This window comes from Raoultibacter timonensis (assembly GCF_022845715.1).
GTDB lineage: Bacteria > Actinomycetota > Coriobacteriia > Coriobacteriales > Eggerthellaceae > Raoultibacter > Raoultibacter timonensis.
Window position 1 is genome coordinate 338,654 of record NZ_AP025564.1, and the last position, 26,764, is coordinate 365,417.

Here is a 26,764-nt window from a genome sequence, read left to right on the forward strand (position 1 = left end):
GCCATGATAACGGTACTGACCGACAGCAGGCAGCAGAAGGGCAAGCACAAGCTAAAGCACGATTGGATGGTTGCTCACGGGTTTAGGCTCGTGAGCACCAAGCTCTACGTCGGTGATTACATGCTCGTGGGAGGCGTTCGAACGGTGGACACCAAGCGCGATATCCTAGAGCTTGCCCAGTGCATCGACCAGAACCACGAACGTTTCAGGCGCGAACTCGTGAACGCGAGGGATGCGGGGTTCGAGCTAACGATCCTCACCGAGAACGAGGACGGGGTTACCGACTTCGCGACATTGGCGAAGTGGCAGAACCCGCGAAGGTTCGTCAACGCGAAGAAGGGCTTGCGCCCTCCGATCGACGGAATGCGCTTGGCTAAAGCCTGCTTGACCATGGAGAAGAAATACAGCGCCCGATTCCTTTTCTGCTCACCTGAGGAAGCGGGCGCTAGGGTCATCGAGATATTGGACGGTGCTGAATATGCCACAGACGATGCTTGACGCCGCGCTCGTGTATCAAAAGCTCGGGTTCGCCGTCCATCCGCTCTGGCCGAAATCGAAGAAGCCGGCGACAAGGCACGGTTTCAAGGACGCGACGAACGACGTTGCGAAGATCGAGCGGATGTGGGCGAAGCCCGACAAGAACATCGGCATGGCGACCGGCGCGGCTTCGGGAGGCATCGCCATCATCGATATCGATAAAGACGATGACGAGGGCTACGACGGGATGGACTTCGTCGCCCAGTGGGAGCGGGAGCACGGCGAGCTGCCCGAGACGGTGAGCGCCATCACCGGACGCGGAGGCTCGCATCTGTTCTACCGCGTTGATCGGTCTATCGGCTCGTGGTCTAACGACGAACTCCATATCGATATCAGATGCGACGGGGGATATGCGATGCTGCCTCCCTCCGTCCATCCCAACGGGCGCTGCTACGAGTGGGAGAACCATCCCGACGATTACGCGATAGCGGATGCCGACGAGAACGTTTACGCGCTCATCGAGGCGACGCGCAAGCGCGACAGGGACGAGGGCGAGCCGTTCGAGCTTCCCGAGAAGATCGGCAAGGGCGCTCGGGACGAGACGTTGTTCAAGTACGCCTGCTCGCTGCAATCGCAGGGCGTGGAGGATGCCGAGATATTCGAGCGCGTTCACGGTGCGAACGTCACCAGATGCGACCCGCCGCTGCCTGTTGACGAGGTTACCAAAAAGGTGAGATCGGCGCTCGGCTACGACAAGGGCAACGGAAAGCCGAAGGAAGCCGAAGCGAAGAAGCAGCCTGCAAGCCAGGGCTTCAACCACGCGCGGTTCGCCGAGCGCCTTATGGCCGAGAACCATATGTGCTACATCGACGGAGCGCCCGCCGTGTGGAACGGAACATGCTACGAGGTAGGCCGCCGCGCCGTAGAGAAGGCGATGATCGGCTTGCGAAAGGGAATCAAAGACCGCGAGCGGCGCGAGGTCATGAAGTACTTGGAGATTTGCGCGCCGAGAACCGAGATGGCCGATAAGAAGTACATCGCGTTCGCGAACTGCGTGCTGAATATCGAGACGATGGAGACATGCGCAATGTCGCCCGAGCTGAAAATAGCCAACATCATCCCGCATCGGTGGAACCCCGAAGCATCGGATGACGATGTGGATACAGCGCTGGGCAACATCGCATGCGGCGACCTGCCCGTGTACTTCAACCTGATCGAGACGATCGGCCTGTGCATGTACCGCGGCACCGAGCTTGCGGTATGCCCCATCTTCTTAGGCAAGGGCAGCAACGGAAAGTCTACCTACCTCAACATGATTCATCGATTGATCGGCGACGATAACGTTTCGTCGTTGGATATCGCGACGATAGGCGAGCGGTTCCAGACCGTCCCGCTCATGGGCAAGCTCGCCAACCTCGGCGACGATATCAGCAACGAGTTCATCAACGGAACGAAAGCGAGCGTAATCAAAAAGATCGTCACGGGCGATTATGTCCAAGCCGAATACAAAGGAGGCGATACTTTTAAGTTCAAACCGTACTGCACTTTGGTCTTTACCGGCAACGAGATGCCGCGCCTGGGAGATAACTCCTACGGCATGATGCGCCGCCTGCATCCTATCCCGCTCAACGCCGATTTCAGCAAAGCCGATTCTGGCTTCAACCCGAACATCGGCCGAAAGCTGATGACGGAGCAGGCCATGGAGCGGGCTATCCTGCTCGGCATCGAGGGCTTGCGCTCATGTATCGAACGGTGCGACATGAGCGAGAACGAGCAGTCGAAGATCGAGCTGGAACGCATCAAGCTCGAAAACTCGAGCGTCTACTCGTGGGCGCACGACGAGTACGGGGTTGGCACGAAGAACGAGCAGAGCATCGACGGCGTTGTGATCGAAGAAGCCCATGATGCTTATAAAAAGTACTGCGCCGATGCGGGATTCATGGCGGTAAACCGAAGCTCGTTCACTCGTCAGGCAAACATCATTTTCAACGTTGCGTCATCGACAGCAAGAGCAGAATTCGCGGATGGAAGCAAGGTTGTCCGCGTGTTCCGAAAGAAGCAAAATCTGTAACACTTGTAACACTTGTAACAAATCCTATCAGAACTGAGGATAATAGAGTTTCGTTACAAAGTGTTACAGAAATCAACATATAAACGCAGGTCATAGCGTTTTGTAACACTTGTAACACTTGTAACGGGCAACTTTATCTAAGTACTAAAAAAGTAAATATATAGTAGTAATACTATCTATATACGTGTATAGGGATTTTCAGCCGTTACACCGTTACAACCGTTACAACCCACCAAGACAACCGAATACGGCGAGCCTTTACAAGCCTTTCGCAGGGCTTGCGGTTCGCTGCGTTCCGAGGAAGGAAATCAACATGCGAAAGATTCTTTGCGACCGCTGCGGCGGCGAGATAGAGAAAGAAGAGGACATCGTGAGGGTGATTGTCAAATACTACCCCGTCGAATCCGACTACTACAGCCGAATGTACGAGAAGAAAGACAGAACCCAAGAGCTGTGCGGAACTTGCGCAGAGCGGGTATGCGGGCTGCTCGATGACGGCGGCGACGTTAAGCCGAAAAGCGAATAGGAGCGGAAATGAACGAGAAAACAAACAGGGAGAAGTTCGAGGAGGATTTCAAGCAGACGTTAGGCACTTGCACCTTTGCGAAAGTACTAGGCGTATCGTGCACCGACAACTCATGCAAAAGCTGCAACGCCGAACAGATCAGAAAGCTCGCATCTCTTTACGGCGTGCCAGAAATCGACCGCGTGGTGTTCCGCAAGCCAGCGACCATCGTTTTCTGGGCTGACGGTTCTCCGAAAACCGTTGTTAAAAAGCAACCGGGCGACAAGTGGGACGAGGAAAAGGGCGTCGCGATGGCGATAGCCAAGAAGATGCACGACAACAAGCGCGAGTACTTCGACGTTATCAGAAACGCGATCGCCAACGCCGAAAGGCAGAAGCCGAGCAAGAAGCCAAAAAAGTTCGATTGGGACGGCTTCAAGCGCAATGAGTTCGTCGTCAACATCAGAACCGAGAAGGACGCCGTTGAATTCTGCAATGCGGTAAACGCGAAACGGGAACTGCAAGACGTAATGAGGGCGCATTACTTCGAAACGTACCAAGAAAAAACCTGCTATTGGTGCGATTGCTGCTACTCCGATGTTGACTACGTGAAAAGAATAGGCAAGCGCATCGTCAAGTTCAAGCACGGGAAGTTCGTATTCTGATGTTAAGCAACTACCCGGACGGCACGTGGGCTGGCGACCCAGACGCGCCGTGGAACAAGCCCGAATGCGCCGTTTGCAGCGACGATTGCGTTTACTACAGGCTATGCCCGTGCGGAAACAGCATCTACTGCATAGCCAACGACGAGTTCTATAGCGTCGAAGACGAGGGAGAAGAGTGCCCGAGCTTCGAGGCGAAGCGTTAGGAAAGGATAGCAATGGAGAACAAGCCTGAAGACATCAAGCTTTTCGGCGGCTGCGCGGTGATCGCGTTCGCCGTCTGCGCGGCGGTCATGGCTTCGATAGCCGTCGGTACGGCTTTCGGAGCGCCTTACGGCCTCGCCGTCGCGGCGCTGTCGTGCATCGCGGCGGCTGCATGGGTGCGCAGAGCCGGCAACAGGATCGTCGCGGAGAAGGAGGCCGAGGGTGGCGAGTAGGACCGCCGAGCGCCTCGCGGCGGCGATCGCGCTGCTCTCGCTGATCGCGTTGATCGGCAGGTGCTCCCGATGCGCTACGTGAGCCTTTTCAGCGGCATCGAGGCCGCTACCGTGGCATGGGAGCCGCTCGGATGGGAGCCGGTGGCGTTCGCCGAGGTGGACCCGTTCTGCTGCGAAGTTTTGAAATACAGGTTCCCCGAGGTGCCGAACCTCGGGGACGTGCGGTCGATAGATTGGAGAAGGTTCGTTGAAGACCATGGAAGGCCAGATGTCGTTGTGGGAGGAAGCCCCTGCCAAAGCTTCTCGGTCGCCGGAAGGCGCGAGGGGCTGGCCGGAGAATCCGGTCTCATGTACGAGTACATACGAGCTGTATCGGAACTCCGTCCTGCTTACTTTGTCTGGGAGAACGTCCCGGGAGCGTTCTCGAGCGAGGAGGGGGAGGCTTTCCGACAGCTCCTCAATGAAATGGATGAACTCGGGTACGGTATGGCGTGGAGAGTTCTCGACGCGCAATTCTTCGGAGTGGCCCAGCGACGCCGCCGCGTGTTCGTTGTCGGCGTGCTTGGAGACGGGGCCGCACCTGCTGAGGTACTGTTTGAGCCCGAGGGCCTTGAGTGGGATCTTCCGTCGGGCAAAGTCAAGAGGAAAGAGCTTGCCGATGCCGCTCGGCGCGGCGATGGCTGCGCAGACGGTATGGATGAGGGATGCATAGGGTTCAACCATAACGCCTCGGGATCGCGCGGGATGGCCGAGTCGATAGACCTCTCCCCGACGCTCAGGACGTGCAACGGCGCGAAGCCCAACTCCAACAACGTGCCCGCCGTGATGGCGTTCTGCGCGGGCAACACGGCGGGCGCGGGTTCCCTCGGTGCGCAATGGGAGGTATCGCCGACCTTGCGGGCGGGGGCGAGCGGCACGAACCAGGTTCCGACCGTATGCATGGCCGACGCCAACGCCAACGCCGCGATAGACGTGGAGCTGTGCGGGACGCTTAAGGTCGGCGGCGAGCCCCCGATCTGCTTCACCCAGAACACCCGCGACGAGGTTCGCCTGGTAGGCGGCGACGGCTCCCTTTCGGGCGCCCTGTGCTCCCGCCCGGGCGCAAAGCAGCAGAGCTACGTGGTGCAGTCGGCCGAGGTCGATCACGGGGCCGTCTGGCAATGGCCGTGGATCGTGCGCAGGCTCACCCCCCGCGAATGCGAGCGGCTTCAGGGCTTCCCGGACGACTGGACCCTCGTCCCCTACCGGGGCAGGCCAGCAGACGAGTTCCCCGACTCGCCGCGCTACTCGGCGCTCGGCAACTCGTTCGCCGTGCCCGTGGTGAGGTGGATCGGCGAGCGCATCGCCCGTGTGGACTCGTCGCTCGGCCTGGCGGGATGACCCATCGGGGGCCGCGCATCCGAACCACGCGGGCAACTGTCAGGGGGGCGCGCCACCGTCCCGATATCGTATACGGCGCGCCCCAATACGTGAAAAACGGGGAATTTTATCAAATAGCGAAAGAAAACGGGCGGCTATCTTCGCTGATCCCCGAAAAGCAACGGATAACCGAAACGACTTTACCTAGGAAGGTTCGAATATGGACGAAAGAAAGGTATTAGTAAATCGCATGAGCGCCCTCAAAGACTGCTGGCCGTGGGAGACGTGGAGCTGGGGCGCCTTCATGGAAGCGATCGGCATCGACCGAAGCTCGAACTGGGAGGATACCGTCGATCGCGTATGCCGGCTGATCGGCGGCGACCCCGAGCGCGAGGCGGCGGCAGACTGGGTGGAGGTCAACGGCGGGCTTGACGAGGTTAAGCACAACTACTCGTTTATGACCGAGCAGGTTGCCGAGCGGGTAGGGGTCGAGCGCAAGCCCGACGAACCCGCGCACTTCACGATCGGAAGGATAATCGGCGAGCTGGACAAGCGCCTCATGCCCGAGGGCATGGAGTGGCCGAGGTTCGAGGACGGGGAGAAGGTTAAGTTCGGCGACGAGTTCGCGTGGGGCATAGGTAAGCGGAAATGCACCGCGACCAAGCTAGGGAGTGAAGGGTTTGCGCTGCTCGATAAAAGCATCGGAAATTCGGCGTGGCACGGCTACAGCTACACCGAGCGCGTCAAGCGCCCCGAACCTGAGGTGCTGGCAGCGGACGGCCTGCCGATCGAGGTAGGCGAGATCGTCTACGGCGGCGACGGCGAAGCCTGGGAAGTAACGGGTATCGAAAACGGCCCGTGGAGCATAGTCGGAAAGAACGGCAGCAAACAGAGGGAAATGAAGCCGAAATGGCTCACGCACGAGGTTCCGACGATATACGGCAATGACGGCTTGCCGCTGTTGCCAGGGCAGAAGGTCGTTAATAAATATTCAGGCGACACGATAGAGACGGTTCATTACGACAAATGCCCATACGGGCATATAGAGAAATGGATCAGGTACAAAAGCGGAGGATGGGATTTAGCCAAGGACGTTTCTCGCGTCGAACCGAAAGACACGAAGGAGCGCATCGCCGAGGACGAGAAGAAGCACAAATGGGATTACTGGGGTTGCCTAGATGGCAACTGCAACGAATGCCCGTCGAAGATCGACGGAAAGAACCCGAGGGAGCGTTACGGGGTCGATAACTGCAGTGACGCTAAGATAATCGACCTCTACGAGCGCCTCCGCAAGCTCTACGGGCGCACGATGGGAGGTGCGGAGTGAGCGACATCATCATCAGCAGGCTCGTGACCAAGGAGTGCGGGCTCTCCGTCTTGCACCAAGACGAGAGCTACCGCCATATGCCATGCCGCCCTCTGCACTCCATGACGCTGACGCTCGCCAACCATCGCGACGGCACGTGGCCGTGGTACTCGGGCATCGAGTTCGAGAGCCGCAAGGCGTGGTTCCAGTTCGCGAGGTTCGTCAACGACACGAACAAGCTTGTCAAGAGGCTCCCGAAAGACGAGTGGGGCTTCCCGATCCTGCCGGAAGGGGGCGAGTAGCCGTGTGCGAATACTGCGACGAAGAAAAGCTCGAATACATAAAGCCGATTCGCAGGGTAGACGGGATCGACCTGTGCGTAGATGAATCGACCCTTAACCTTACGCTCGAATACATGCTGTTCGGCAGCGGAGAGGACATTGAGATCGAGTACTGCATCAGATATTGCCCCATGTGCGGGCGCGATCTGAGGGACGATGCGGAATGCTGAAGATCAAACTTTGGAAGCCATGCCTCGACTGCCCTTACGTCGACATCGACGTAGAGCGGGGCAACGTTCGCCACTGCGGGATAAGCGTAGCATCCGCCCTCATCACCTGCTCCCATGCGGCCGTGTGCGTGAGGATAGACGGAGCCAAACCGTTGATCGGAGGCGATGCGGAGTGAACTGGCTTTTTATTGTATTTGGTGGTGTTTTCGCTGTCCTCGGCATCGCTTTCGCTACCAACGGGAACAGCACCGGTCATTTGCCGCTGACGGCGATCCTGTGCCTGATCCTTTTCAAGCTGTTCGAAGAGAAATGAGGCTGACCATGAGCAAGAAGATAAGGCTGAAGAAGACCGTCATGTTCCAGGATTCCGAGGGCGACTGCCTCTGCCTTGCATGCGGCGCGAACTTCGGCGTGATCGGCACCTACGACGAGCTGCCGATCGCATCCGATAGGTTCTGCCCGAACTGCGGCGCGGAGGCGGTGCAGAAGATCGAGGTGGAAAGCCTGATGGACGTATGCGAGGTGATCGAATGAGCGAGAACATGAAGCTCCGCTGCGCTGTATGCGGCGCTCAGACGAAGCCTCTTTACCACGTAGACGGCCCAACGATCTCTGGAATCGCGTACGACAAAAGATGCAGAGAGATCGGCGATCTGCGCTACTGCCCGAAATGCGGAACCGTGAAGGTGGTGGAGCGATGAACCTGTACTATGTCGAGCGCCAGCCGTGGCAACGCTGGCCGAAGAAGCTGATCATGGTGAAGCAGGTTGACGGCGGCGGGAAGGACGAGCGCAGGGCATACGTTCCAGAGCGCACGTGCGGTGAATGGCGCGGCTCGTGCGGGTCGGTCTGGGAAGAGGACGACCTTGAATTGTGGTGCGAGCATTGCGACATGCCGCTTGAAGTAGATTGGAAACACTGCCCGAACTGCGGAGCTAAGGTGGTGGGCGAATGAATGGCATCGCGATAAATGATCCATCGACGCTGCGGTTCGTCAAACGGAGCAGGTGGTCGGTCAAGTTCGAGGTGGACGGAAAGCGTTACATGCTGCACGAATCGACCGAAGACTGCGAAACGTCCGTGACGCTGTACAGGTTGTTCCAGGACCGGTCGGGCAGGTTCGACCTCGATGGGATTGCGAGCGCGCGGTTCGACGGGATCGGCGTCGCGCTCAGGGGTGCCGGCATGTCCGAGGTGTCCGACGCAACTCCGCTGTCCCAGATAAGCAAGGCGTGGTTCCTCGCGACGCTGTGCGCGAAAGGGCTGGTGAGGTTATGAGCGATAAGACATGCGGGACGTGCGTCAACTACGTGCCGTTCCCGCTCAGGAGAGGCGAGGGATTGTGCTTCATGACGATCGACGATGATTTCCCGATGTTCATGAGATCCGACAATGCTTGCGATGGCGGCGTATACAGCGAGCGCCCCGACAGCTTGGAGGCCGTGGCGCTTGACGCATATGATCTGGTTAAGCGAGCGATCAACGCGCTGGCAATGACAACCATTGGAGTCGAGGCGACCGACGCGGCGGTTATCGACCTTATGCAAGACGAAACCGCAATTTGTTCGCGCTTGGAAGATTTGGGGGTGAAGCAAAAATGGAGTTTATCGTAGACCACAAGACGCTCGGAGACATCCCCTATGCGATAAACCTCAAGGGCAGGGAGCTTACGAGGTGCCGCGACTGCGAACTCTGCGCCGAATACTCGCTTGCGGGTTTCGTCAGCGATGCGCGCTACCACTGCACGCGCACCGACGAACCGACCGAAAGCGACGGCTATTGCCATAACGCGGTCAAAGGCAAGCCCATGAAGGGCCGGACGAACCAGACCGTCGCCCTGGGAGGCGATCATGCGGCGCATGGACGGATATGGTGGTGATGGAGGTGGCTGCGGAATGATCGGCGATAACGAGATGATCGTGATCCTCGCGATAGCGATGCTCACGTTCCTCGCATTTGTGGTTTGGAGGGTTACGAAATGACCGACACGAAAGGAGCGCAAGATGACAGCTCACGAGCTTGAGATATGCGAGCGGTATGCCGATGCGGTGTGCTCGGGGAAAAAGACGTTTGAGATCCGCCGCGATGACGATAGGGTTTTCGAGGTCGGCGACCGCCTGATGTTCAGCGTGATCGACGAGGACCGCAACCCCGTCCCGTCCCACGCCATCAACCGCAGGACCTACAAGGTCACCTACGTGCTGAGAGGAAACGGGCTAGCCGACGGGTACGCCGCGCTCGCGATAAAGCCGATAGGCCGCGCAGTGCTCGACGATGCCGCAGCCTCCGCGCCCGCCTGTGCGTCGGCGCCCGTGTTCGCGCTGGGGGCGTGATCTTGCGACCAACTACGAGGAGTGCTGTCGGTGCAAAGTGTGTTGCCCAAACACTTTTTGTCGCATAGGGTAAGATTTGTCACAGTAGGTTATATCGAAAGGATGCGAATGTCTGGTATGGCAAGTCTGATCATGGCGGCCGTTGCAGCCGTTGCGATCGCCCCCGTTGCTCCGGGGTGCCATGAGGCTACGGATAGAATCGGTCGCGATGCGGAAATGGTTTACAGATCCGACGATTATGGATTGAAGTACGAACTCGTATGCGCCGGTTTCGAGAAGTGGGTTTCGGGTAACAGGTCTTTCAGGGACCTAAACGAAAAGTTCTTTTCGTACGATAAAGATTATAGGAACATGCTGTGGCACGACGTCCTTCAGCATGCGAACCTTGAGTTCGATTTCGTGCTGGTAGGTAGTCTCAGACCTAGCGGATGGGCGGTGATGGAAGCCGACGAATGGAACGGCGATCCGTACGACGGGACTAGGTTTAGCTTTGTTGGGCTGAGGTACGAGAAAGATCATATTGACTGCAAGCTGGGGGATCGCATCGTCGTGACGGCCACCAAACTGGCAAAGCACGATGGCGACAGCGTGTTGGGAACCGACATAGAAGACGGGCTTGTCATCGACGAAGGGACATTCAGGGTAGCGTGAGTGAAGCGGGTAACGAAGCAGCGAACCTTATGCGCGTGCTGCGTTTTTGTGCGCCACGTTTTGTGTAAACGCAATCGCGATCGCGGCACTCCGATCAGCAAACCGTATAATGGTTATTGTGCATTCTTTTAGAACGGAGGATCGGACGATGGGGAATACCAAGCCGTCGCCGCGCTACACAGAGACGATGCGGTTCTTCCGCGCAGTGGAAAAGGCGATCTACGCGAAGGAGGCCGCCGAGCGATTGGTCGTTGCGAACCAGGAGACGCTAACGCTGAACGGCGTAAGCGGCGGGGAGCACGTTTCCAAAACGATGGAGGGCGATATCACCGAGCGCGGCATGTCGCGCCTGTGGGAGTCGATAGACCGCCTGGATGACAAGCTCATAGACTACTGCGACCTGGTGGAGGGCGCTATCGAGATAATGGATGCGCTCGACAACCCGATGATGTACGCCATCGTGCGCATGCGCTACTTCGACCACAAGCGGCCGTCGCAGATAGCCCGTGCGCTGTGCATATCCGCGCGTACCGAGACGAGGCTGCACTCGCAGGCGATGTGCATTCTCTACACTCCGATGAAAAGATGGCGCGAAATGGCGTGCAGATAGGCGTATATTGGTATCAGCAGAGCCGCATCGATATTGCGGCTCGCGTTGTTTTGGAGGTTGAACATGATAACGATGGACAAGCAATCGCTGAAAACGCACGTCTTTCTCTACATCGAGCGGTTGGACGAGGATAGCGAACAGTACGAGCGGTTTTGCGATATCATCCTCACCGCTATGGGCGTGGTTAACCCGGACGGAACATTGTCAGACGATTACGCCGAATCCGACCTTTGGGACGGAGGCGACGATGGCACGCCGTTGCGCCCGTCGTACAAAGCTAAGATCAAATCGATCATCCCGCAAGAGCAATGGAACCTGCTCGAACCGCATGAACCGAAAGCATAGCAGTAGCAACGAAAGAAAAGAGCTCACGCAGCCGTCCTCGATAGGGCGGCTTTTTTATTGTCGCGACCCAGACAACACAACGGAAAGGAAGTAACGACAATGGATATCTTCGAGATGGGCAGGATCGCATCGCGGTACGACACCGAGATAGCTCACGCCATGCTGTGCGCCGTGGCCGTCGCAATCTACCGCATAGCGCGGTCGTTGAGCAAGCCAGTTGCTTAAGTCGTGCTCCAAGTGCGGGCGCATACACGACATGCGGCACAAGTGCACGGCATCGAAGCGGCCGCGCAGCTCCAAAGCCGATACCTTCCGCAACACGAGCGAGTGGCAGACGGCGCGCAACATCGTCCGTGATCTCGACCTCAACATGTGCGTGCTGTGCCGCTCGCGCGGCGAGGTGACGATAGACGGGCTAGGCGTGCATCACATCGTCCCTTTGGAAGAGGACTACTCCCTTCGCACCGACGTGGACAATCTCGCGACGCTATGCACGTGCTGCCACGAGGAAGCAGAGCGAGGCGACGTGAGCCGCGATTTCCTCCGCGAACTGACGGCGCGATATCGGGCTAGCGGAACTTGATCCCCCCCACCCAGAACCGATTCTGTGGCCTCTCAGCCCCTACACCAACGCGCACAACCAGAAACGCCAACAACGATTTCCCGCGAGTTTTTTGGAAAGGAGGTAAAGCCGATGGCTGATACGAAGATCGACCTGAACGAACGCGCTGACGAGATAATGCGCATCGCCGAAACCTACGGAGCCGAGAAGAACTTCGTCTTCATCACGACTTTCAAAAGCATGCAGGACACCATGTTCGTCTTGAACATGCTCATGAAGGAGATCAGGGACGGCGATGTGATCGTGACGAAAGAGTACGTGAAAGGCCGTGAGAACAGATACGTCAACCCAGCCGTCGCCGAATACAACAAGACGATGAAGACGTTCAACGACACGGTTGCAACGATCATGAAGATAATCGACGGGTTCAAAGCGGATGACGGCGGCGAAGAGGAAGACCCGCTGATCGCGATTCTGCGAGGCGATGATCTTGAAGGATCATAAAAGCTACCTCTACGCAAAAGCGGCAGTGGAAGGAGCCTTGACCGACGCTTACGGAAAGCCGACAAAAGCGCCCGAGTACGTCATCAAGCAGTGCGAAGACTTCGTTTCGATAGCAGACGGCGAGAGCGAGAAGTACACGATCAGCGAGAAGCGCGTGAGGCAGATCGACAACATCTTGAAACTGCTCGTCATGCCGAAGGGCGTAAAGGCCGGGAAGAGCATCTACGAATGCACCGTTGGATACCAGTGGCTTTTCTACGTCGCGATCTTCTGCGTTGTCCATCGGGACAACCCGAACAGGCGAAGGTACGAAACGGGGTTGCTGGAAATCTGCCGCAAGAACTTCAAGACGTACACCGTCGCCGTCGTGTTCATCATCGCGTTTATGATCGAGCCTCCGTTCTCCAAGTTCTTCTCGGTGGCACCCGACGGGAAGCTCTCGGGAGAGGTGCGCGAGGCGATCGTGGAAACGCTGAAAATGAGTCCGCTCATCTACAAGTTCAAAAACAAGAACAGGTGGAAGATCGTCCGCGACTACATCATGTTCGTGCCGACCGAGACGAGGTTCGAAGCGCTCAACTACGCGACGAACCGGTTCGACGGTCGCTTGCCGAACGTGTTCTTGGCAGACGAGGTCGGGGCGCTGCCCAACAACTCCGCCGTGGAATCGATGCGCTCGGGTCAGCTCAACGTGCTTAACAAGCTCGGGTGCGTCATCTCCACGAAGTACCCGACGATAGATAACCCGTTCGAGGACGAAGTGGAATACGCCAAGAAGGTGCTTAACGGCATCGAGGACGACGAAACTATCTTCGCCTTGCTCTACGAACCGGATAAAACGAAAGACTGGATGACCGACGATCTGATAATGCAGCAGGGCAACCCCGCCGCAATGGAGAACGTCGGCATCTGGGAAGACCTTTTGAAGAAGCGCAAGAGGGCGATAGCCTCGGAGCGGGCGCGCGAGAACTTTCTGACGAAGCATTGCAACATCATCTATCAGGGCGTGGGTACCGAAAGCTATGTTCCCATCGAAGCCGTGCAAGCAGGGCGCACCGATAGAATCGATTTTGCAGGACGCGATCTTTACGTGGGTGTGGACTTGGCGCTTACCAACGACAACTGCGCCGTTGCAATCTCATTCGAATGTGACGGAGAAATCTACTGCGACGTGAAAGCATTTTTCCCAGAGGGTCGCATAGAGGAAAAATCTATTTTCGAAAAAGTCGATTACCGCGCTTTCGTGGAATCGGGCATCGCCATTGCCTGCGGAGACATGATCGTGAGCTACGCGGTCATCGAGCAGTTCGTGGAGAACATAGAGCGCGTCTACGGCGGCACCGTCGTTGCCATCGGATACGACCGCGCCAACGCGCGATCGAGCGTGGACAAGTGGGAATCGGCTGGTTACACGACTATCGAAATCGAGCAGCATTCCCGCACGCTCCACCCAGCTACGAAGCTGCTATCGGAGAAGATCGAGGGCGGGCAGTTCCACTACCTGCCGAACAAGCTACTCGAAATCAACTTCCAGAACGCCCGATGCACCTACGATACGAACCTCAACCGCTACGTAAACAAGAAACGGTCGAACGGAAAGGTTGATATGGTCGTCGCCCTCATCAACGCCGTTTACGTACTTCAACAAGATGTGATATTCGGCGACGAGTTCTTTGTTCAGTACTAGAAAGGAGGTGAGAAAACATGGGAATACTTGATCTTATGAAACGGGCTGAAGAAGAGCCCAAATCGGATGAGATAACAGCAGATGACATTCTGATCGGATCGGCACCGGCGAACACCTACGTCGGCAGAAGCGAAGCGATGGCGATACCGGCTTTCGCCGCTTGTGTGGACACCATTTCTGGAATCGCCGCATCGATACCGATAAAACTCTATCGAAGGATTGACGGCCAGATCGAAGAGGTTGAGGACGATTCGCGCGTGGGCTTGCTGAACGGCGATACGGGAGACACCCTCACCGCCGTGGAGATGAAAAAAGCCATGTTCGAGGATTACTATTGTTCGGACAAGGGCGGCAACGCGTTCATCAACCGAAACGGAAACCGCATCGTGTCCATCCACTACGTCAAGAGCGAAGACATTTCCCCGCTGAAAAACGTCGATCCCATTTTCAAAGAGGTTCAGTACGTCGTGAACGGTCAGCGCTTCGATCCGTGGCAGTTCGTCCGCATCCTCCATTCCACAAGAGACGGGCGCACGGGGCGAAGCGTCATCAGCTCCAACATGGACGCTCTTTCGGTCGCATACCAGACGATGAAATACGAGCAATCGCTTGTGGCTCGCGGCGGTAACAAACGAGGGTTCTTGACCGCGCAAAGAAAGCTTGTCAAGAAAGCCATGCAAACCCTGAAAGACGCTTGGCGCAGGTTCTACGGCACCACGGACGAGAACGTGATCGTGCTGAACGAAGGCACGACTTTTCAGGAGGCATCCTCCACGTCCGTGGAAATGCAGCTAAACGAGAACAAGCAGACCAACTCCGAGGACATTTACAGCATGTTCAAAATGCCACCGTCCATCGTTCGCGGCGGCATCAAGTCGGGAACGGCGACGAAGGATGACCGCGATAACTTCATCCGCTACTGCCTCATTCCGCTCATCGCCGAAGCCAGGGCGGCGCTGAATCGGAGCTTGCTGCTGGAAAGCGAGAAGCCTGCGTACTTCTTCGATTTCGACCTGACCGAGTTTGCGAAAGCGAACGAGAAGGAGCGATGGGAAGCGTGGAAGATCGCAAAAGATGGCGGTTTCGTCATGGTTGACGAGGTGCGCAAGAAGGAGAACATGCCGCCGCTCGGTCTCGATTTCATCAGCATGGGCTTGCAGGACGTTCTGTTCGATACCGAAACGAGAAAGATAATTATCCCGAACATGGGCAAGGCTATCGATATCGACAACCTGCCCGCCGAAGTCGAAGAGGAAAAGCAACCAACGCAATTGGAAGGAGGTGAGAACTTTGGAGATAAAGCTGAGAAGTGATTCGGTTGAGATAGCCGGGTACGTGAACGCAGTAGGCCGCGAATCGCGCGTGCTGCGTGACAGGGACGGCTATTTTACCGAGACGATCCAACCGGGCGCGTTCGCCCGCGCCCTCATGCGTGGAAAGCGAAACATGCTCCTGAACCACGATAAAACGCGCGTCATCGGCGAAGAGGGCAAGAACCTCGAACTGAAAGAGGATGCCATCGGGCTTTACGCCCGCGCGACCGTGACCGATCCCGAGGTCATCGACAAAGCGCGCAATGGCGAATTGAGCGGGTGGAGCTTTGGTTTCTTGCCGTTGAAGCAGGACAAGAACGCCGCTGACGGCATGCAGCATCGCACAATCGAGGAAATGGAGCTTTCCGAGGTTTCGATCATCGACAAGCGCATGCGCCCTTGCTATAAGGCGACCAGCGTGTTCACACGCGCCGATGACGGGGACGGTGCAGAGCAGTTGGAATACCGCGCAATGGATTTCGATTCAGTCGAAACGATCGATGAATCCGAGCGTGCCGAGGAAGAGGGCGAAGCACCCGAAGCACCCGATCTATCTAAGCTCATTGCGAAGATGGAAGAACTGAACAAGCTCCGTGCCGAATAGCAGCCGAGCAAAACAAATACAAAGGGCAGCGCCGAATGGGCGCTTTTTTTATGCCCGGAAACAGGAGAGAACAACATGAACATGAACCAACTGAAAGCACTTAAAGAAAAGCTCAACGCCAAGATCGAGGAGGCGAACGCGATCACGAACAAGGCTGTTGAGGAAGTACGCGCAATGACCGATGCCGAAACGGGCGACCACGATAAGATCGAGAACGAAATCCGTGCTTTGAAAGTAACGATTGAGAAAGCCGAAGCGGAGCGCACGCCGCTCGATATCCCCGCCGAGAATCGTGCCGAGGGAGAAACCGAAGAGGATTCCCAAATTCGAGCTTTCGCCGGGTATATCCGAAACCACGCGCCGGGCGTGCAGAACCGAGCAGAGGGCGATGTTAACCTCACGCCAGGGGACAACGGCGCGATCATCCCGAAGACCATTGCAGACCGCATCATCAAGCGCCTTTACGATATCTCGCCCGTTCTTCAGGCTGCGCAGCACTACACCGTCAAAGGTCAGCTCGATCTTCCGTATTACGACGAGCAGACGAGCGCCATCACGGTTGCTTACGCCGAGGAATTCGGCGAGCTTACCGCGAAGGTAGGACAGTTCAAGAAGATCACCCTCACTGGCTACCTCGCCGCATCGCTCGCGCTCGTATCCCGTTCGCTGATGAACGGCACCGACGTCGATCTCGTCTCGTTCGTCGTGAACGACACAGCCGAGAAGGTGAACCGCTGGATCGAGCGCGAGCTGCTTATCGGCACAGACGGGAAGATCGAGGGCTTGTCCACGTGCAAGCAGATCGTTACCGCAAAGGCCGCGTCCGCTCTTGAGCTTGACGACATGATCGACGTTCAGGACGCGGTTCCCGACCAGTTGCAGAACGGCGCGATGTGGATCATGCACCGATCGACCCGCACGCTGCTCCGCAAGCTGAAGGACGGCGACGGCAAGCCGCTCATGCAGCCCGATATCACCGCCCCGTTCGGCTACACGCTGCTCGGCAAGCCGGTCTTTACATCCGACAACATGCCGAAGGTCGCCGCTGGAGCATCGCCCGTCTACTACGGCAACTTCGCCGGGCTTGCGGTCAAGTTCGCCGAGCAGCCCACTGTTGAAGTGCTGCGCGAGAAGTACGCCGAGCAGCACGCAGTCGGCGCGATCATGTGGATGGAGCTTGACGCGAAAATCCAGCAGGAGCAGGCAATCTCGAAGCTACAAATGGCCGCATCGTAAGAAGGGGGTTCGGGCTTATGAAGCTGAAAGCAGACAGGTCTTTTTCGGGAACCCTCGGCAATGCTGGTTACGGGCAGGTGTTCGAGGTGCCTGCGGTTGTCGGCAAGCAGATGGTCAAGGACGGGTATCCCGTCACGGAGGTGAAGGAGAGTGGCAGAGGAAAGGGCAACGCAGCTGGAAAGCCTGCGGGCGACTAGCATACCAAATGAAGTGCTGCTCCGCTTTCTGAGGCTCGATCCCTCGTACGTCGATGATATCGAGCAAGCCACGGTCGATCTGATGTACCAGGCGGCGATATCCCATCTCATCGAGAGCTACGGATTGGACGAGGAATATCTCGACACCTATCCCGACATGGCTATCGCCGTCCTCGTCCTCACGCGCGACATGTACGACAACCGCTCCATAACGGTGGACAAGTCTAACGAGAATCGAACGGTGAAAAGCATCATGGCATCGCACGATTTCAACCTCTTGTGAGGTGATGGTCGTGGATTACAGAGAACCGTTCGAGCTGCAAACCCATCAGATCGTGCAGAACGACAAGGGCGATACGTCGGCAGAGTGGACAACGGTTTTCAAAGGATTCGCGCGGGTCGCAAACCTCGGCTCGCGCGAGTTCTGGGAGGCCGCCGCGACAGGTGCGGAGAACACACTGAAGTTCTTCACGCGCTACCACCCGTCTTTCCCCGACGTCGGCACGAGGGATTGCCGCCTTTTGTGGAGGGGCAAAGCCCTCGACGTTACCCAGATAGACAACCTGAACCACCAGAACGACCAGATCATCATGAGGGCGGTGATGAAAGATGAGTAAAGGCGTATACGTTGACGCGTCGGGTTTCGGCGACGCGTTCGAGGGCATCTTCGATGACTTCTTCGACTACGTGTCCCGCGACGCGAAGAACGCCGTGCAGAAAGGCGGCAACGCCTGCAAGAAGCAACTTGCGTCAACCACCGTCCCCGGCGATACGGGCGATTATGCGAGCGGTTGGAGGATGCGCACCGAATACGATCATTTCGGAGGCTACTACGTCCGCATCTACAACGCGTCGAAACCGAGCCTCACTCACCTGCTCGAAAACGGGCATGAGAAGTGGGTTCACGGGATCGACACGGGAGAGCGCGTTCCCGGCTACAAGCACATCGAACCGGCTTATGAAACGGGTTGCGAAGCGATGATGAGGGAGATGGGGCGATGAGAAGGGAAGACGTTTTCGCCATGCTCGGATCGACGGGGCTGCCGGTGACCTACCGCAAGTGGTCGCCCGCGAAGCCGCCGCCCCTGCCTTACATCGTCTACTACTTCGTTGACGGCAACGACCTCATGGCCGATGACGAGAACTATATCGGCGTCCGCAGGTGGTGCGCCGAGCTTTACAGCGAATCGAAGGACGACGGGAACGAGAAGAAGATCGAGCAGGCATTGAAGCAGCACAAGAAACCATACGCCTATCAGGAGATAGGAAACATCGAAGACGGCCCGTTCGAGGCCGTTTTTTATTTTACGACCATAGGAGGATAAAACATGGCTGAATCTACAAACAACAAGGTGCGCTTCGGGTTGTGCGGAGTGCATATCGCAAAGAAAACTGGTGACGGAGCGTATGATACGCCCGTCGCCATCCCCGGTGCGGTTTCGCTTTCCACGAAGCCCGAGGGCGATTCCGAGAAGTTCTTCGCCGACAACGGCGCTTACTTCACGGTGGTGACCGACAACGGGTATACGGGCGATCTCGAAATGGCGCTCATCCCCGATTCCGTGAAGGTGGATATCTTCAATTGGGAGATCGACAAGAACGGGGCGCTTGTGGAGATCGCGGGCGTTCAGCCCAACCCGTTCGCCCTGCTCTTCACCGTGGACGGAGACGCGAAGCAGCGGCGCAGCGTGTTCTACAACTGCACCGCCGAGCGTCCCGAGACGGAGGATAAGACCACCGAGGACAAGGCTTCTCCGACCACGGAGAAGATGCCCATTGTCATGATCCCCGAGGCTATCGGGGGCAAGAAGGTCACCAAGCTCTCCATCGAGCCGAGCACCGAGAACCAAGCCGTGTACGACGCGTTCTTCGCGGATGTTCTTCTGCCCAAGTTCACCGATTCGGAGCCGAGCGCCTAATGCGCCGCGCGGTCATCTACGGCCGCACGGTTGAAATGCAAGGATCGCCCTATACGTTCCTCGTCTATCGGACGGGGTTCGGGGGCGATCTTTTCCATGATATCGCAGCGGCATACGAGAACAATCCACCAGACATGTCGATGCTGCTCCAAATCGCTTGGGCGATGGCGAAGACGCACGACGATTCCGTTTCGGAGTACGAGGACTGGTTGCGCGAGTTCGATCCGAAACTGTTTGCGATCGGCGATGCCGACGCATGGGGGGTGATCGATTCGGCCATCAGCGCTGAGTTGTTTCGCCACGAGAAGACCGGGCGAGCCAGGAAGTGGATCGCCAGACGAATGGGACGCATGGCGCAACGTCTTGGCGCTCTTGCGGATAGGCTTCTCGCTCGATGACGTCAGGCGCATGACGATGGCGGATTTCATCGCATACACCGACCTTGCGTTTTCCGACAAAGAAAAAGAAGAGCCTGTGCGCCAAGCGACGCAGGCCGACATAGACAGATTCCTTTCTTAAAACCCAAGGGGGTGAAAACAACTTATGTCAGATACCTATAAAGGTTTGACCGTGAAGATCGGCGCTGACACGTCGAGCCTATCGAGCGCGCTACGCAAAGCCCGCTCCGAAGTCAGCGGCATATCGTCGGAACTCCGCAAGGTGCAAAAGGCGTTGAAGCTCGACCCGGGCAACACCAGATTGCTTGCCCAACAGCAAGAGGATTACAAAAGGCAGATCAGCGCGACGACAAAAGAGCTCGATCTGCTCATGCAAGCCGAAAAGAAGCTGCAACATGAAATGTCTGCAGACTTCATCGGCCCTGTGAACGCCGAAGCGCAGCAGGAGCAATGGCGAAAGCTGCAGAGCGATATCGCCATGACGGAGATAAAGCTGAAAGGCTACAAGCAGGCTCTTGCGGATTCCGTCATCCAGCAGGGCGTTGCCGAATCGGCGCTCGGCAAGCTCGGCTCTAAGTTCGAGACAATGGGCGACAGGCTCAACTCTGCTGGCCGAAAGATGGAAACGATGGGTTCCACGCTCACCCGCACCGTGTCAACGGGGATAGTGGCTGCGGGCGCGGCATCGGTAGCAGCCGCCGTGAACATCGATACGTCGATGACAAACGTCAAGAAAACCGTTGACGGGACGGCGGATCAGTACGACAAGCTCAAAGAAAAGGCCATCGAGTTCTCGAAGACCAACGCAGTTGGAGCGGATCAGATTCTTGATATTCAAGCGTTGGGCGCTCAACTCGGGTTCAGCATCGAGGAATTGGACGAATTCGGGCGCATCGTCTCTGGTTTGGACATCGCAACGAACATGGACGCGGATACCGCCGCAACAGAAATGGCGCAGTTCGCGAACATCACGAAGATGAGCCACGACGAGATAAGCAACTACGGTTCGGCCATCGTCGGCCTCGGAAACAACTTCGCCACCACCGAATCGGATATCAGCTCGATGGCTATGCGTATCGCCGCCGCAGGAACGCAGGTCGGCATGTCGCAGGCCGATATACTCGGCTTGGCAACCGCACTTAGCTCCATGGGCGTGGAGGCAGAAGCGGGCGGCACGGCGATCAGCACCATCATGGCGCAGATCGACAAGGACATAGCCACCAACGCCGATTCGGTCGAGACATGGGCTAGCACGGCGGGAATGTCTGCTCAGGATTTCGCGGACGCTTGGCGCAGCGACCCCGTTGACGCTCTGTCGGCGTTACTCACCAACATGGAGAGCGCCACCGAAGAGGGCGGCAACATGTCGGTGATGCTGCAAGAGCTGGGCATCGATTCCATCAGGCAGACCGACATAATGAAGCGCTTAGGAGGCAACTCCGAGCTTGTTGCAGATGCGGTAGCCAAATCGAACGAGGAATGGGGCAAGAACACCGCCCTGCAGAAAGAGGTTGACAACCGCAACGAATCGCTTGCGGCGAAATTCGAAATGCTCAAAAACCGCGTTGTGGCCGTTGCGAACGACGTGGGCGGGCCGCTCGCCGATGCGCTGCTCGACGTCATCGATTCAGCCGAGCCGCTTATCCAGATGATCGCGGACGGTGCGAAGCAGTTCAACGAGATGAGCAAATCCGAGCAAAACGCCGTCATTAAAGCTGTTGCTCTTTCAGCCGCAATCGGCCCGATGCTCAACATCTTCGGGAAAGGCGTTCAGCAGATATCGGGCTTCGGCAAGGGATTGCAGAAGCTTGCGCAGTTCTTCGCGACTGTGGATTACAAAACCTCTGGCGCTTCGAGGGGCTTGAAGGATTTCGACGGGGCAGCGAAAGCATCAGAGTCGTCTACGAAGAAACAGGCTACGGCGGTCAAGGCTTCGTCCGTTGCGATGGGTGCCGCGAAATCGGCTGCGATGGGCGTTGCTGGAATCCTCGCGGGCATGCTCCTTACCGCGATTTTCAACGTGGCGAACGGCATAGCCGAGGCGAAGAAGCGCAGCGACGAGATCAAGACTACGAACAGCGAGCTATCGTCTTCGCTCAACGGCCTTGAAACCGGTGCCTCGAACGCATCCGAATCTCTAGGCAACTACGGACAGACCGTCGCATCGGTCAAAGGCCAAGCCGACGATCTGAAACAGGCTCACGCCGATCTTGCGAAGTCTCTCAGCGACACCATGACCGAGGCGGGCGCAAGCGCGGGGATGCTCGATTCGTACGTGGAAACCATTGACGAGCTTGGGACTAAATCCGATTTGACGAAGGAAGAGCAGGCTCGGCTGAAAGATGCCGTCGATAGGGTAAACGAAGCGTGCGGCACCACGTTCGCGGTTACCGACGACGTTAACGGCGCTCTGTACGGCCAGGTCGATGCGATCAAGGCTGTTGTCTCAGCGCAGCAAGACAAGCTCCGATACGAAGCCGCGAGCGAGGGGTGGAAAGAAACCCTCAAACAGCAAGAAGCCGACTTGATGCGCATCAAGGAGCTTGAGCAGCAACGATCCGATCTTGCCGAAAAGCATGCAGGCCAGACCAAAGCCCAATGGGGCGAAGATGCGGAAGTGTACAACGAGCTGGGAAACGCGTTGTCCGAAGCGCGGAGCCAGTACGGCGCAACATCGGATGCGGTTAAACGCTACGAGGATCGCGTAGGAGAACTCGGCGCAGCTATGGGGTCTTCCACCGAGGAAATGGGTGCTTTCGTCTCCACGAACGAAGCCATCGCAGCAGCACTCGAATCGACCGGGCAGAGTGCGGACGGTTTTTCCGAAGCACTCGCGCAATACGGAGTATCCGTAACCGACCTCGCAGACCTTTCGGATGACAAGCTTGCCGCAATCGCCCAGTCGTATGACGGCAACGTCGAAAGCATCATCGGCATTTTGCAGGAGTTCGGCATCGTCGCTAAGGAAGAGGGAGCCGAAGCAGCGGAGAACTACGCGGACGGTTTGAGCGAAGGTGCCGATGCCGCCGTTTCCGCTGCCGCCGAAATTGCGGGAAAGACCGTTGACGAGATTCGAGGTGAGTGCGATCAGTTCGGCATCGAGGGCGACGAGGCGGTAAAGGCTTACGCCGATGCCATCGCGTCTGGCAAGCCGCAGGCGGAGGCAGTCGCAATCGCGCTCGGGCAATCCGTATCGGGTGGCATCCAGTCGGAAACGCCGAACGTCGTGCAGGCATCGCTTGTCATGAAAGACGGCATCTTGCAAGCCTACGATCCCGTTACGGGCGAGCTTTCAGCCGTTACGCAGGAAACCATGAATTCGATCCTCGGCAGCATCGCGGGATCGACGCCGATGACGGTGCAATCCATCACCGACCTCGAAAACGGGATGGTCACAGCGTACAACCCGCTTACCGGTGACTTGGAGAATATATCGCTTTCAGCCGTGCAGACAGCAGAGGGCACCATTCGAAAAGGAGAGCCGGGATTCACCGATGCCGTGCGGGCCATGAAGGACAACGGTACTGGCACCTTGCAGCTCATCGAGGGCGAATGGCGGCTTGTCGGCGAGAACGCTACATCGAACCTCGGCGGCGGCATGAACGAGAACATGGATGTTGTCGAGGGGTCGGTTGACGATACCGTTAGCACCGTTGACGGAATCAAGGACGCGGGATCGGACTCGTACACGTGGGGTTTGCACGTCATCGGCAACTTCGCTCGTGGCATCAGCTCGGGTGTCGGCGGGGTGCTTGCGGGCGCCCTAAACGAAGCGAGCGCAAAGGTTCAAGCGATCCTCGGACACTCCGTCCCCAAAGAGGGCGCGATGCGCAACGGCGGCAAGGGCGAGGCCGAGTGGGGCGAGCACTCCGTGCAGAACTTCACCGGAGGCATCAGGAAGCAGATGCCGAACCTGCAACGAACCATGGAAGAGGTCGCCGCCATCACGGCGGGCGGGTACACGGCAAAAGCCTCGTCCGTTTCGCTCGCATCACAGCGCATGGCGAAACAACCGTCTGGCAACGGCATAAGCGTAACCGTCGATCAGAGAGGCGGCATGACCGAATCTCAAGTCTACTCGGCGGTCAGGTCGGCCATGTCCGATGCGATTTCGCGCCAGGACGGCAGGCCGATAGTAATCCAGTTGAACGAAAGGGAAATGGCGAGGGTGGTGAGGAGCATCATATGAGAAAGCAAGTGCGCTACGTCAACCATCTCGGGGAGGAATTGAACCTTTTCGGCGACGGAATCTATTGCGACAGCGGGGAAACGCACGATTGGGAGTGGTCGTACCAGTCCCTGAACGGGTACGCTTCGGGTTTTTACAAGGCTCAGAGGGAGTTCCCGCTTACCCTCGTCATCGCCGCAGGTTCCGAGGAGCGCGGCCTTGCGCTGCGGAACAGGCTTTTCGAAATCGCAGAGAAGGACGTGTTGGCGAAGATGCCCGGCGCTATCCACAGCGATGGCTGGTACATGCGCTGCTACGTCAAGGCGTCGCGCAAGGACGTGTACTGGCTAACGGGGGCCGCCGCCAAGTACGAGCTTACGATTCTCGCCGACGATCCGACATGGGTGAGAGAGCATACCGTGCACTTCACCAAGGGCGACACCGCAGGGGGGATGAACTTCCCGTTCAACTTCCCGTTCAACTTCGGCTCGCCCGGCTCGGGCACGCAGCAGATCGAGAACCCCGGGTTCGTTCAATCGCCCGTAAGGATCACCGTGTACGGCCCCGCATCGCACCCGAGCGTTGTGATCGGCGGCAACCGTTACGAGGTGGAGTGCGAGGTTCCCGCTGGCGGCAAGCTCGTGATCGACGGCACCGAGAAGAAGATCACGGTGGAGGACGCTTACGGGAGCAAAGAGAACGCATTCCACTTCCGCCGTGGAAACCAGTACGAGGGAAGCGGATCGTATGTGTTCCAACGGATCGCCCCGGGATACCAATTGGTCAGTTGGAACGGTTCGTTTGCTTTCGATGCGACGGTGTACGAGCAGCGCGGAGAAAAGAGGTGGGGCGGATGATCGACCTCACCTATACCGATTCAGACGGCATCGAGCAGGGAATCATCAAGGCTTACCAGCTCGATCTCGCCTACGGGAGCGACGAGAACGACTTCGAACTGACTTTGCCCATAGACATGCGCATCGCAGAGAAGTCTCTTATCTACATCGACGGCACCGAATGGGGCGGCATCGTGCGCGGCGGAAGGGAATCGACCATGGGCGAGACGCCCGTGTTCGTCGCCAGGGGCGAGACGTGGCACGGGATGCTCGCCGAAACGTACATCTGCCCCGAAACCGACCATCTGAGCGCGTCGGGCGAGGCGAACGCGGCGATTGGCTCCGTGCTGCGGTTCGTCGGCTTGTCGGACGTGTTCGACGCTTCGGCCGAGCCGAGCGGCATATCGGTGTCGCATCAGTTCGAGCGGTTCACTGATTGCTACAGCGGGTTCCGCAAGATGCTCGCCGCATCGGGGGCGAAGCTGCGCATAGACAAGCAGCCTGGAAGAAAGCCCGCGTTGTCGGCTGTACCCATCGGCGACTACGTGGACAGCGGCGAATCGAACAAATACGGGTACAAGCTCAAATGGTACATGCCGTTCAATCATTTGATCTGCCTCGGCATGGGGGAACTGGAAGAGCGAACCGTGCTCCACCTCTACGCTGATGCTGAAGGCAACGTGTCGCAGACGCAAACCCTGTTCGGGCTGGACGAGCGGCAGGCCGTCTACGAGTACAACAACATCGATGAAGCAAAACTGCTCGAAGACGGAACGAAGAAATTGAAAGAGATGCAGGGCACGAGCGCATGCGAGCTGCTGCTGCCCGAGGGGACGGCGTTCGACGTAGGCGACATGGTGGGCATCGCGTCCGAGAAAACGGGCAGGTCTGTTATATCCACGGTGTCGAAAGCAATAGTAAAAGTCAGCGGCAACGGGCAGGTCGAGATCACGAACGAGATCGGCGAGATATCGGTTAGAAAATACTCATCTTCGGGAAATTCAACGTTCGCGGGCGGCATAGTTTACAAGGCTGGAAAAGGCATCGACATATCGGGTGCGACCATCGAAGCAGAGGTGACGAAGACCGACCTCGACGGCAAAGCGAACAAATCGCATTCCCACAACTGGGAGTCGATAACCGGCAAGCCTACCAGTTATCCGCCCGCCTCTCATTCGCACGATTGGGAATCAGTGAAAGACAAGCCCGCAAGCTTCCCGCCCGAAGCCCATGCGCACGGGTGGGCCGAAGTCCAGGGGAAGCCCGAAGCCTTTCCACCGCTTGACCACTCGCACCCGTGGAACGGCATCACGGGCAAGCCCGAGGCGTTCGAGCCGAAGGATCATGCCCACGCCGTCGCGACGAAGGACGCGGACGGGTTCATGAGCGCGGCCGACAAGTCAATCATCGAATCTCTTTCGGGTGGATCGGTGACGGGTGTCAAGGGCGAAAGCGAATCGGAGTACCGCACGGGCAACGTCAGCCTTACGCCCGCGAATATCGGCGCACCTGGGGCGAATACAGCCAACGGTTGGTGCAAGCTCACGTACCCGAACGGAGCGGAAACCGGCTGGCTGCAAACCACGCAGAACGGCATCCTGCCGTATTCGGCGAACTCGTCGGGCATCGGCTCCTGGGACTACCAGTTCGGAGAGGTTCGCGCCGTCAACGTCTACAGAAGCAATGCGGCCTGCATCTCCGGAACGGTGCTCTACGCCAACGGCACCGGGTCGAACGGAACCGTGATCCTCAGCCAGGATGCGGAAAGCTGCCAGTGCATAAGGATCATATACCGCGACAACGACTGGTTCTACGCTTCGCGCGACGTCATATGGCCGAGCGGGAAGTACGTGACGCTCGACATAACGTCGAAGTCGGCGAGCGAGGGCATGTTCTGGCACAAGACGAGAACCGTCTTGATAGCGGGCAACTCGGTCGGCACGAACGGAAGCCGCTACGGTTGCGTGTCGATATCGGGGCCGGGCAACTCGGTCGGCTCGTCTGACAACCAGGCCAACAACATATACATCACAGCCGTCATCGGCTACACGGTTTGAGAAAGGAGATGAGAGC

39 protein-coding genes are annotated in these 26,764 nt (G+C 57.6%); all 39 read left to right on the top strand.

The genetic code is table 11. The annotated features are described in order from the left end of the window. Positions 1–3 precede the first annotated feature (3 nt). The 39 genes from MWL89_RS01230 to MWL89_RS01415 all read left to right on the top strand — a co-directional run bounded on the left by MWL89_RS01230 (position 4) and on the right by MWL89_RS01415 (position 26,748). On the top strand, positions 4–498 hold the full coding sequence (locus MWL89_RS01230; protein WP_244411440.1) for a hypothetical protein: 495 nt from the start codon (positions 4–6) through the stop codon (positions 496–498). Beyond that, positions 479–2,548 carry a phage/plasmid primase, P4 family gene (locus MWL89_RS01235; protein ID WP_244411441.1) on the top strand — a complete coding sequence of 690 codons (2,070 nt, stop codon included), beginning with the start codon at positions 479–481 and terminating at the stop codon, positions 2,546–2,548. The genes MWL89_RS01230 and MWL89_RS01235 overlap by 20 nt, the downstream gene beginning before the upstream one ends. A 313-nt stretch (positions 2,549–2,861) precedes the next feature. After that, positions 2,862–3,074, top strand: a complete 213-nt coding sequence (locus MWL89_RS01240; protein WP_244411442.1) for a hypothetical protein — start codon at positions 2,862–2,864, stop codon at positions 3,072–3,074. 8 nt (positions 3,075–3,082) lie between these two features. Continuing rightward, complete coding sequence (locus MWL89_RS01245) at positions 3,083–3,718, top strand: hypothetical protein (protein ID WP_244411443.1); 636 nt, start codon at positions 3,083–3,085, stop codon at positions 3,716–3,718. Beyond that, on the top strand, positions 3,718–3,921 hold the full coding sequence (locus tag MWL89_RS01250) for a hypothetical protein (RefSeq protein ID WP_244411444.1): 204 nt from the start codon (positions 3,718–3,720) through the stop codon (positions 3,919–3,921). Before MWL89_RS01245 ends, MWL89_RS01250 begins: the two co-directional genes overlap by 1 nt. A 12-nt stretch (positions 3,922–3,933) precedes the next feature. After that, entirely contained in the window at positions 3,934–4,152 is a 219-nt protein-coding gene (locus tag MWL89_RS01255; protein ID WP_244411445.1) for a hypothetical protein, read from the top strand. Between the two features lie 69 nt (positions 4,153–4,221). Beyond that, a complete protein-coding gene (locus tag MWL89_RS01260; protein WP_244411446.1) occupies positions 4,222–5,532 on the top strand; it encodes a DNA cytosine methyltransferase in 1,311 nt (436 codons plus the stop codon). A 199-nt stretch (positions 5,533–5,731) separates the two neighbouring features. Further along, positions 5,732–6,838 (top strand): hypothetical protein, encoded by a 1,107-nt coding sequence (locus tag MWL89_RS01265; protein ID WP_244411447.1) that lies wholly within the window; start codon positions 5,732–5,734, stop codon positions 6,836–6,838. Then, complete coding sequence (locus MWL89_RS01270) at positions 6,835–7,119, top strand: hypothetical protein (protein WP_244411448.1); 285 nt, start codon at positions 6,835–6,837, stop codon at positions 7,117–7,119. The genes MWL89_RS01265 and MWL89_RS01270 overlap by 4 nt, the downstream gene beginning before the upstream one ends. A gap of 2 nt (positions 7,120–7,121) precedes the next feature. After that, positions 7,122–7,328 carry a hypothetical protein gene (locus MWL89_RS01275; RefSeq protein WP_244411449.1) on the top strand — a complete coding sequence of 69 codons (207 nt, stop codon included), beginning with the start codon at positions 7,122–7,124 and terminating at the stop codon, positions 7,326–7,328. Continuing rightward, positions 7,322–7,504 (top strand): hypothetical protein, encoded by a 183-nt coding sequence (locus tag MWL89_RS01280; protein WP_244411450.1) that lies wholly within the window; start codon positions 7,322–7,324, stop codon positions 7,502–7,504. Before MWL89_RS01275 ends, MWL89_RS01280 begins: the two co-directional genes overlap by 7 nt. Continuing rightward, positions 7,501–7,641: a hypothetical protein gene (locus MWL89_RS01285; protein ID WP_244411451.1), complete on the top strand. Its 141-nt coding sequence runs from the start codon at positions 7,501–7,503 to the stop codon at positions 7,639–7,641. Before MWL89_RS01280 ends, MWL89_RS01285 begins: the two co-directional genes overlap by 4 nt. 8 nt (positions 7,642–7,649) lie before the next feature. Beyond that, positions 7,650–7,862: a hypothetical protein gene (locus tag MWL89_RS01290; RefSeq protein WP_244411452.1), complete on the top strand. Its 213-nt coding sequence runs from the start codon at positions 7,650–7,652 to the stop codon at positions 7,860–7,862. Beyond that, a complete protein-coding gene (locus MWL89_RS01295) occupies positions 7,859–8,029 on the top strand; it encodes a hypothetical protein (RefSeq protein ID WP_244411453.1) in 171 nt (56 codons plus the stop codon). The genes MWL89_RS01290 and MWL89_RS01295 overlap by 4 nt, the downstream gene beginning before the upstream one ends. Further along, entirely contained in the window at positions 8,026–8,283 is a 258-nt protein-coding gene (locus MWL89_RS01300; RefSeq protein ID WP_244411454.1) for a hypothetical protein, read from the top strand. Before MWL89_RS01295 ends, MWL89_RS01300 begins: the two co-directional genes overlap by 4 nt. Continuing rightward, positions 8,280–8,606 (top strand): hypothetical protein, encoded by a 327-nt coding sequence (locus tag MWL89_RS01305; RefSeq protein ID WP_244411455.1) that lies wholly within the window; start codon positions 8,280–8,282, stop codon positions 8,604–8,606. Before MWL89_RS01300 ends, MWL89_RS01305 begins: the two co-directional genes overlap by 4 nt. Before the next feature lie 71 nt (positions 8,607–8,677). Further along, positions 8,678–8,941 (top strand): hypothetical protein, encoded by a 264-nt coding sequence (locus tag MWL89_RS01310; protein WP_244411456.1) that lies wholly within the window; start codon positions 8,678–8,680, stop codon positions 8,939–8,941. Further along, complete coding sequence (locus MWL89_RS01315; protein WP_244411457.1) at positions 8,926–9,207, top strand: hypothetical protein; 282 nt, start codon at positions 8,926–8,928, stop codon at positions 9,205–9,207. Before MWL89_RS01310 ends, MWL89_RS01315 begins: the two co-directional genes overlap by 16 nt. 124 nt (positions 9,208–9,331) lie before the next feature. Beyond that, the gene (locus MWL89_RS01320) at positions 9,332–9,661 is read left to right on the top strand and encodes a DUF3850 domain-containing protein (RefSeq protein ID WP_244411458.1); all 330 of its coding nucleotides are present in this window, start codon (positions 9,332–9,334) and stop codon (positions 9,659–9,661) included. 117 nt (positions 9,662–9,778) lie between these two features. Then, positions 9,779–10,312: a hypothetical protein gene (locus MWL89_RS01325; RefSeq protein ID WP_244411459.1), complete on the top strand. Its 534-nt coding sequence runs from the start codon at positions 9,779–9,781 to the stop codon at positions 10,310–10,312. 148 nt (positions 10,313–10,460) lie between these two features. After that, on the top strand, positions 10,461–10,922 hold the full coding sequence (locus MWL89_RS01330) for a hypothetical protein (RefSeq protein WP_244411460.1): 462 nt from the start codon (positions 10,461–10,463) through the stop codon (positions 10,920–10,922). Positions 10,923–10,985: 63 nt separating this feature from the next. Continuing rightward, a complete protein-coding gene (locus tag MWL89_RS01335) occupies positions 10,986–11,267 on the top strand; it encodes a hypothetical protein (RefSeq protein WP_244411461.1) in 282 nt (93 codons plus the stop codon). A 99-nt stretch (positions 11,268–11,366) separates the two neighbouring features. Continuing rightward, positions 11,367–11,492, top strand: a complete 126-nt coding sequence (locus MWL89_RS16270) for a hypothetical protein (protein ID WP_279611947.1) — start codon at positions 11,367–11,369, stop codon at positions 11,490–11,492. Beyond that, positions 11,485–11,850, top strand: coding sequence for an HNH endonuclease (locus MWL89_RS01340; protein WP_244411462.1), 366 nt, complete (start codon positions 11,485–11,487; stop codon positions 11,848–11,850). The genes MWL89_RS16270 and MWL89_RS01340 overlap by 8 nt, the downstream gene beginning before the upstream one ends. A gap of 111 nt (positions 11,851–11,961) precedes the next feature. Continuing rightward, positions 11,962–12,333, top strand: coding sequence for a hypothetical protein (locus tag MWL89_RS01345; protein WP_244411463.1), 372 nt, complete (start codon positions 11,962–11,964; stop codon positions 12,331–12,333). Then, positions 12,320–14,020, top strand: a complete 1,701-nt coding sequence (locus tag MWL89_RS01350; RefSeq protein ID WP_244411464.1) for a terminase TerL endonuclease subunit — start codon at positions 12,320–12,322, stop codon at positions 14,018–14,020. Before MWL89_RS01345 ends, MWL89_RS01350 begins: the two co-directional genes overlap by 14 nt. A gap of 17 nt (positions 14,021–14,037) precedes the next feature. Further along, the gene (locus MWL89_RS01355) at positions 14,038–15,333 is read left to right on the top strand and encodes a phage portal protein (RefSeq protein ID WP_244411465.1); all 1,296 of its coding nucleotides are present in this window, start codon (positions 14,038–14,040) and stop codon (positions 15,331–15,333) included. Continuing rightward, the gene (locus MWL89_RS01360) at positions 15,311–15,937 is read left to right on the top strand and encodes an HK97 family phage prohead protease (RefSeq protein WP_244411466.1); all 627 of its coding nucleotides are present in this window, start codon (positions 15,311–15,313) and stop codon (positions 15,935–15,937) included. Before MWL89_RS01355 ends, MWL89_RS01360 begins: the two co-directional genes overlap by 23 nt. 75 nt (positions 15,938–16,012) lie before the next feature. Continuing rightward, entirely contained in the window at positions 16,013–17,173 is a 1,161-nt protein-coding gene (locus tag MWL89_RS01365; RefSeq protein WP_244411467.1) for a phage major capsid protein, read from the top strand. Positions 17,174–17,190: 17 nt separating this feature from the next. Beyond that, complete coding sequence (locus MWL89_RS01370; protein WP_244411468.1) at positions 17,191–17,370, top strand: hypothetical protein; 180 nt, start codon at positions 17,191–17,193, stop codon at positions 17,368–17,370. Beyond that, positions 17,324–17,653: a head-tail connector protein gene (locus tag MWL89_RS01375; protein ID WP_244411469.1), complete on the top strand. Its 330-nt coding sequence runs from the start codon at positions 17,324–17,326 to the stop codon at positions 17,651–17,653. The genes MWL89_RS01370 and MWL89_RS01375 overlap by 47 nt, the downstream gene beginning before the upstream one ends. Positions 17,654–17,663: 10 nt before the next feature. Next, on the top strand, positions 17,664–17,987 hold the full coding sequence (locus MWL89_RS01380; protein ID WP_244411470.1) for a phage head closure protein: 324 nt from the start codon (positions 17,664–17,666) through the stop codon (positions 17,985–17,987). After that, positions 17,980–18,372, top strand: coding sequence for an HK97 gp10 family phage protein (locus MWL89_RS01385; RefSeq protein ID WP_244411471.1), 393 nt, complete (start codon positions 17,980–17,982; stop codon positions 18,370–18,372). The genes MWL89_RS01380 and MWL89_RS01385 overlap by 8 nt, the downstream gene beginning before the upstream one ends. Continuing rightward, complete coding sequence (locus tag MWL89_RS01390) at positions 18,369–18,695, top strand: hypothetical protein (RefSeq protein WP_244411472.1); 327 nt, start codon at positions 18,369–18,371, stop codon at positions 18,693–18,695. Before MWL89_RS01385 ends, MWL89_RS01390 begins: the two co-directional genes overlap by 4 nt. A gap of 3 nt (positions 18,696–18,698) precedes the next feature. Continuing rightward, positions 18,699–19,289: a major tail protein gene (locus MWL89_RS01395; RefSeq protein ID WP_244411473.1), complete on the top strand. Its 591-nt coding sequence runs from the start codon at positions 18,699–18,701 to the stop codon at positions 19,287–19,289. Then, positions 19,289–19,687, top strand: a complete 399-nt coding sequence (locus MWL89_RS01400; protein ID WP_244411474.1) for a hypothetical protein — start codon at positions 19,289–19,291, stop codon at positions 19,685–19,687. Before MWL89_RS01395 ends, MWL89_RS01400 begins: the two co-directional genes overlap by 1 nt. A gap of 145 nt (positions 19,688–19,832) precedes the next feature. After that, positions 19,833–23,876 (top strand): phage tail tape measure protein, encoded by a 4,044-nt coding sequence (locus tag MWL89_RS01405; RefSeq protein WP_244411475.1) that lies wholly within the window; start codon positions 19,833–19,835, stop codon positions 23,874–23,876. Next, positions 23,873–24,712, top strand: coding sequence for a hypothetical protein (locus MWL89_RS01410; protein WP_244411476.1), 840 nt, complete (start codon positions 23,873–23,875; stop codon positions 24,710–24,712). The genes MWL89_RS01405 and MWL89_RS01410 overlap by 4 nt, the downstream gene beginning before the upstream one ends. Then, positions 24,709–26,748, top strand: coding sequence for a hypothetical protein (locus MWL89_RS01415; RefSeq protein WP_244411477.1), 2,040 nt, complete (start codon positions 24,709–24,711; stop codon positions 26,746–26,748). Before MWL89_RS01410 ends, MWL89_RS01415 begins: the two co-directional genes overlap by 4 nt. The last annotated feature ends 16 nt before the right edge of the window (positions 26,749–26,764 follow it).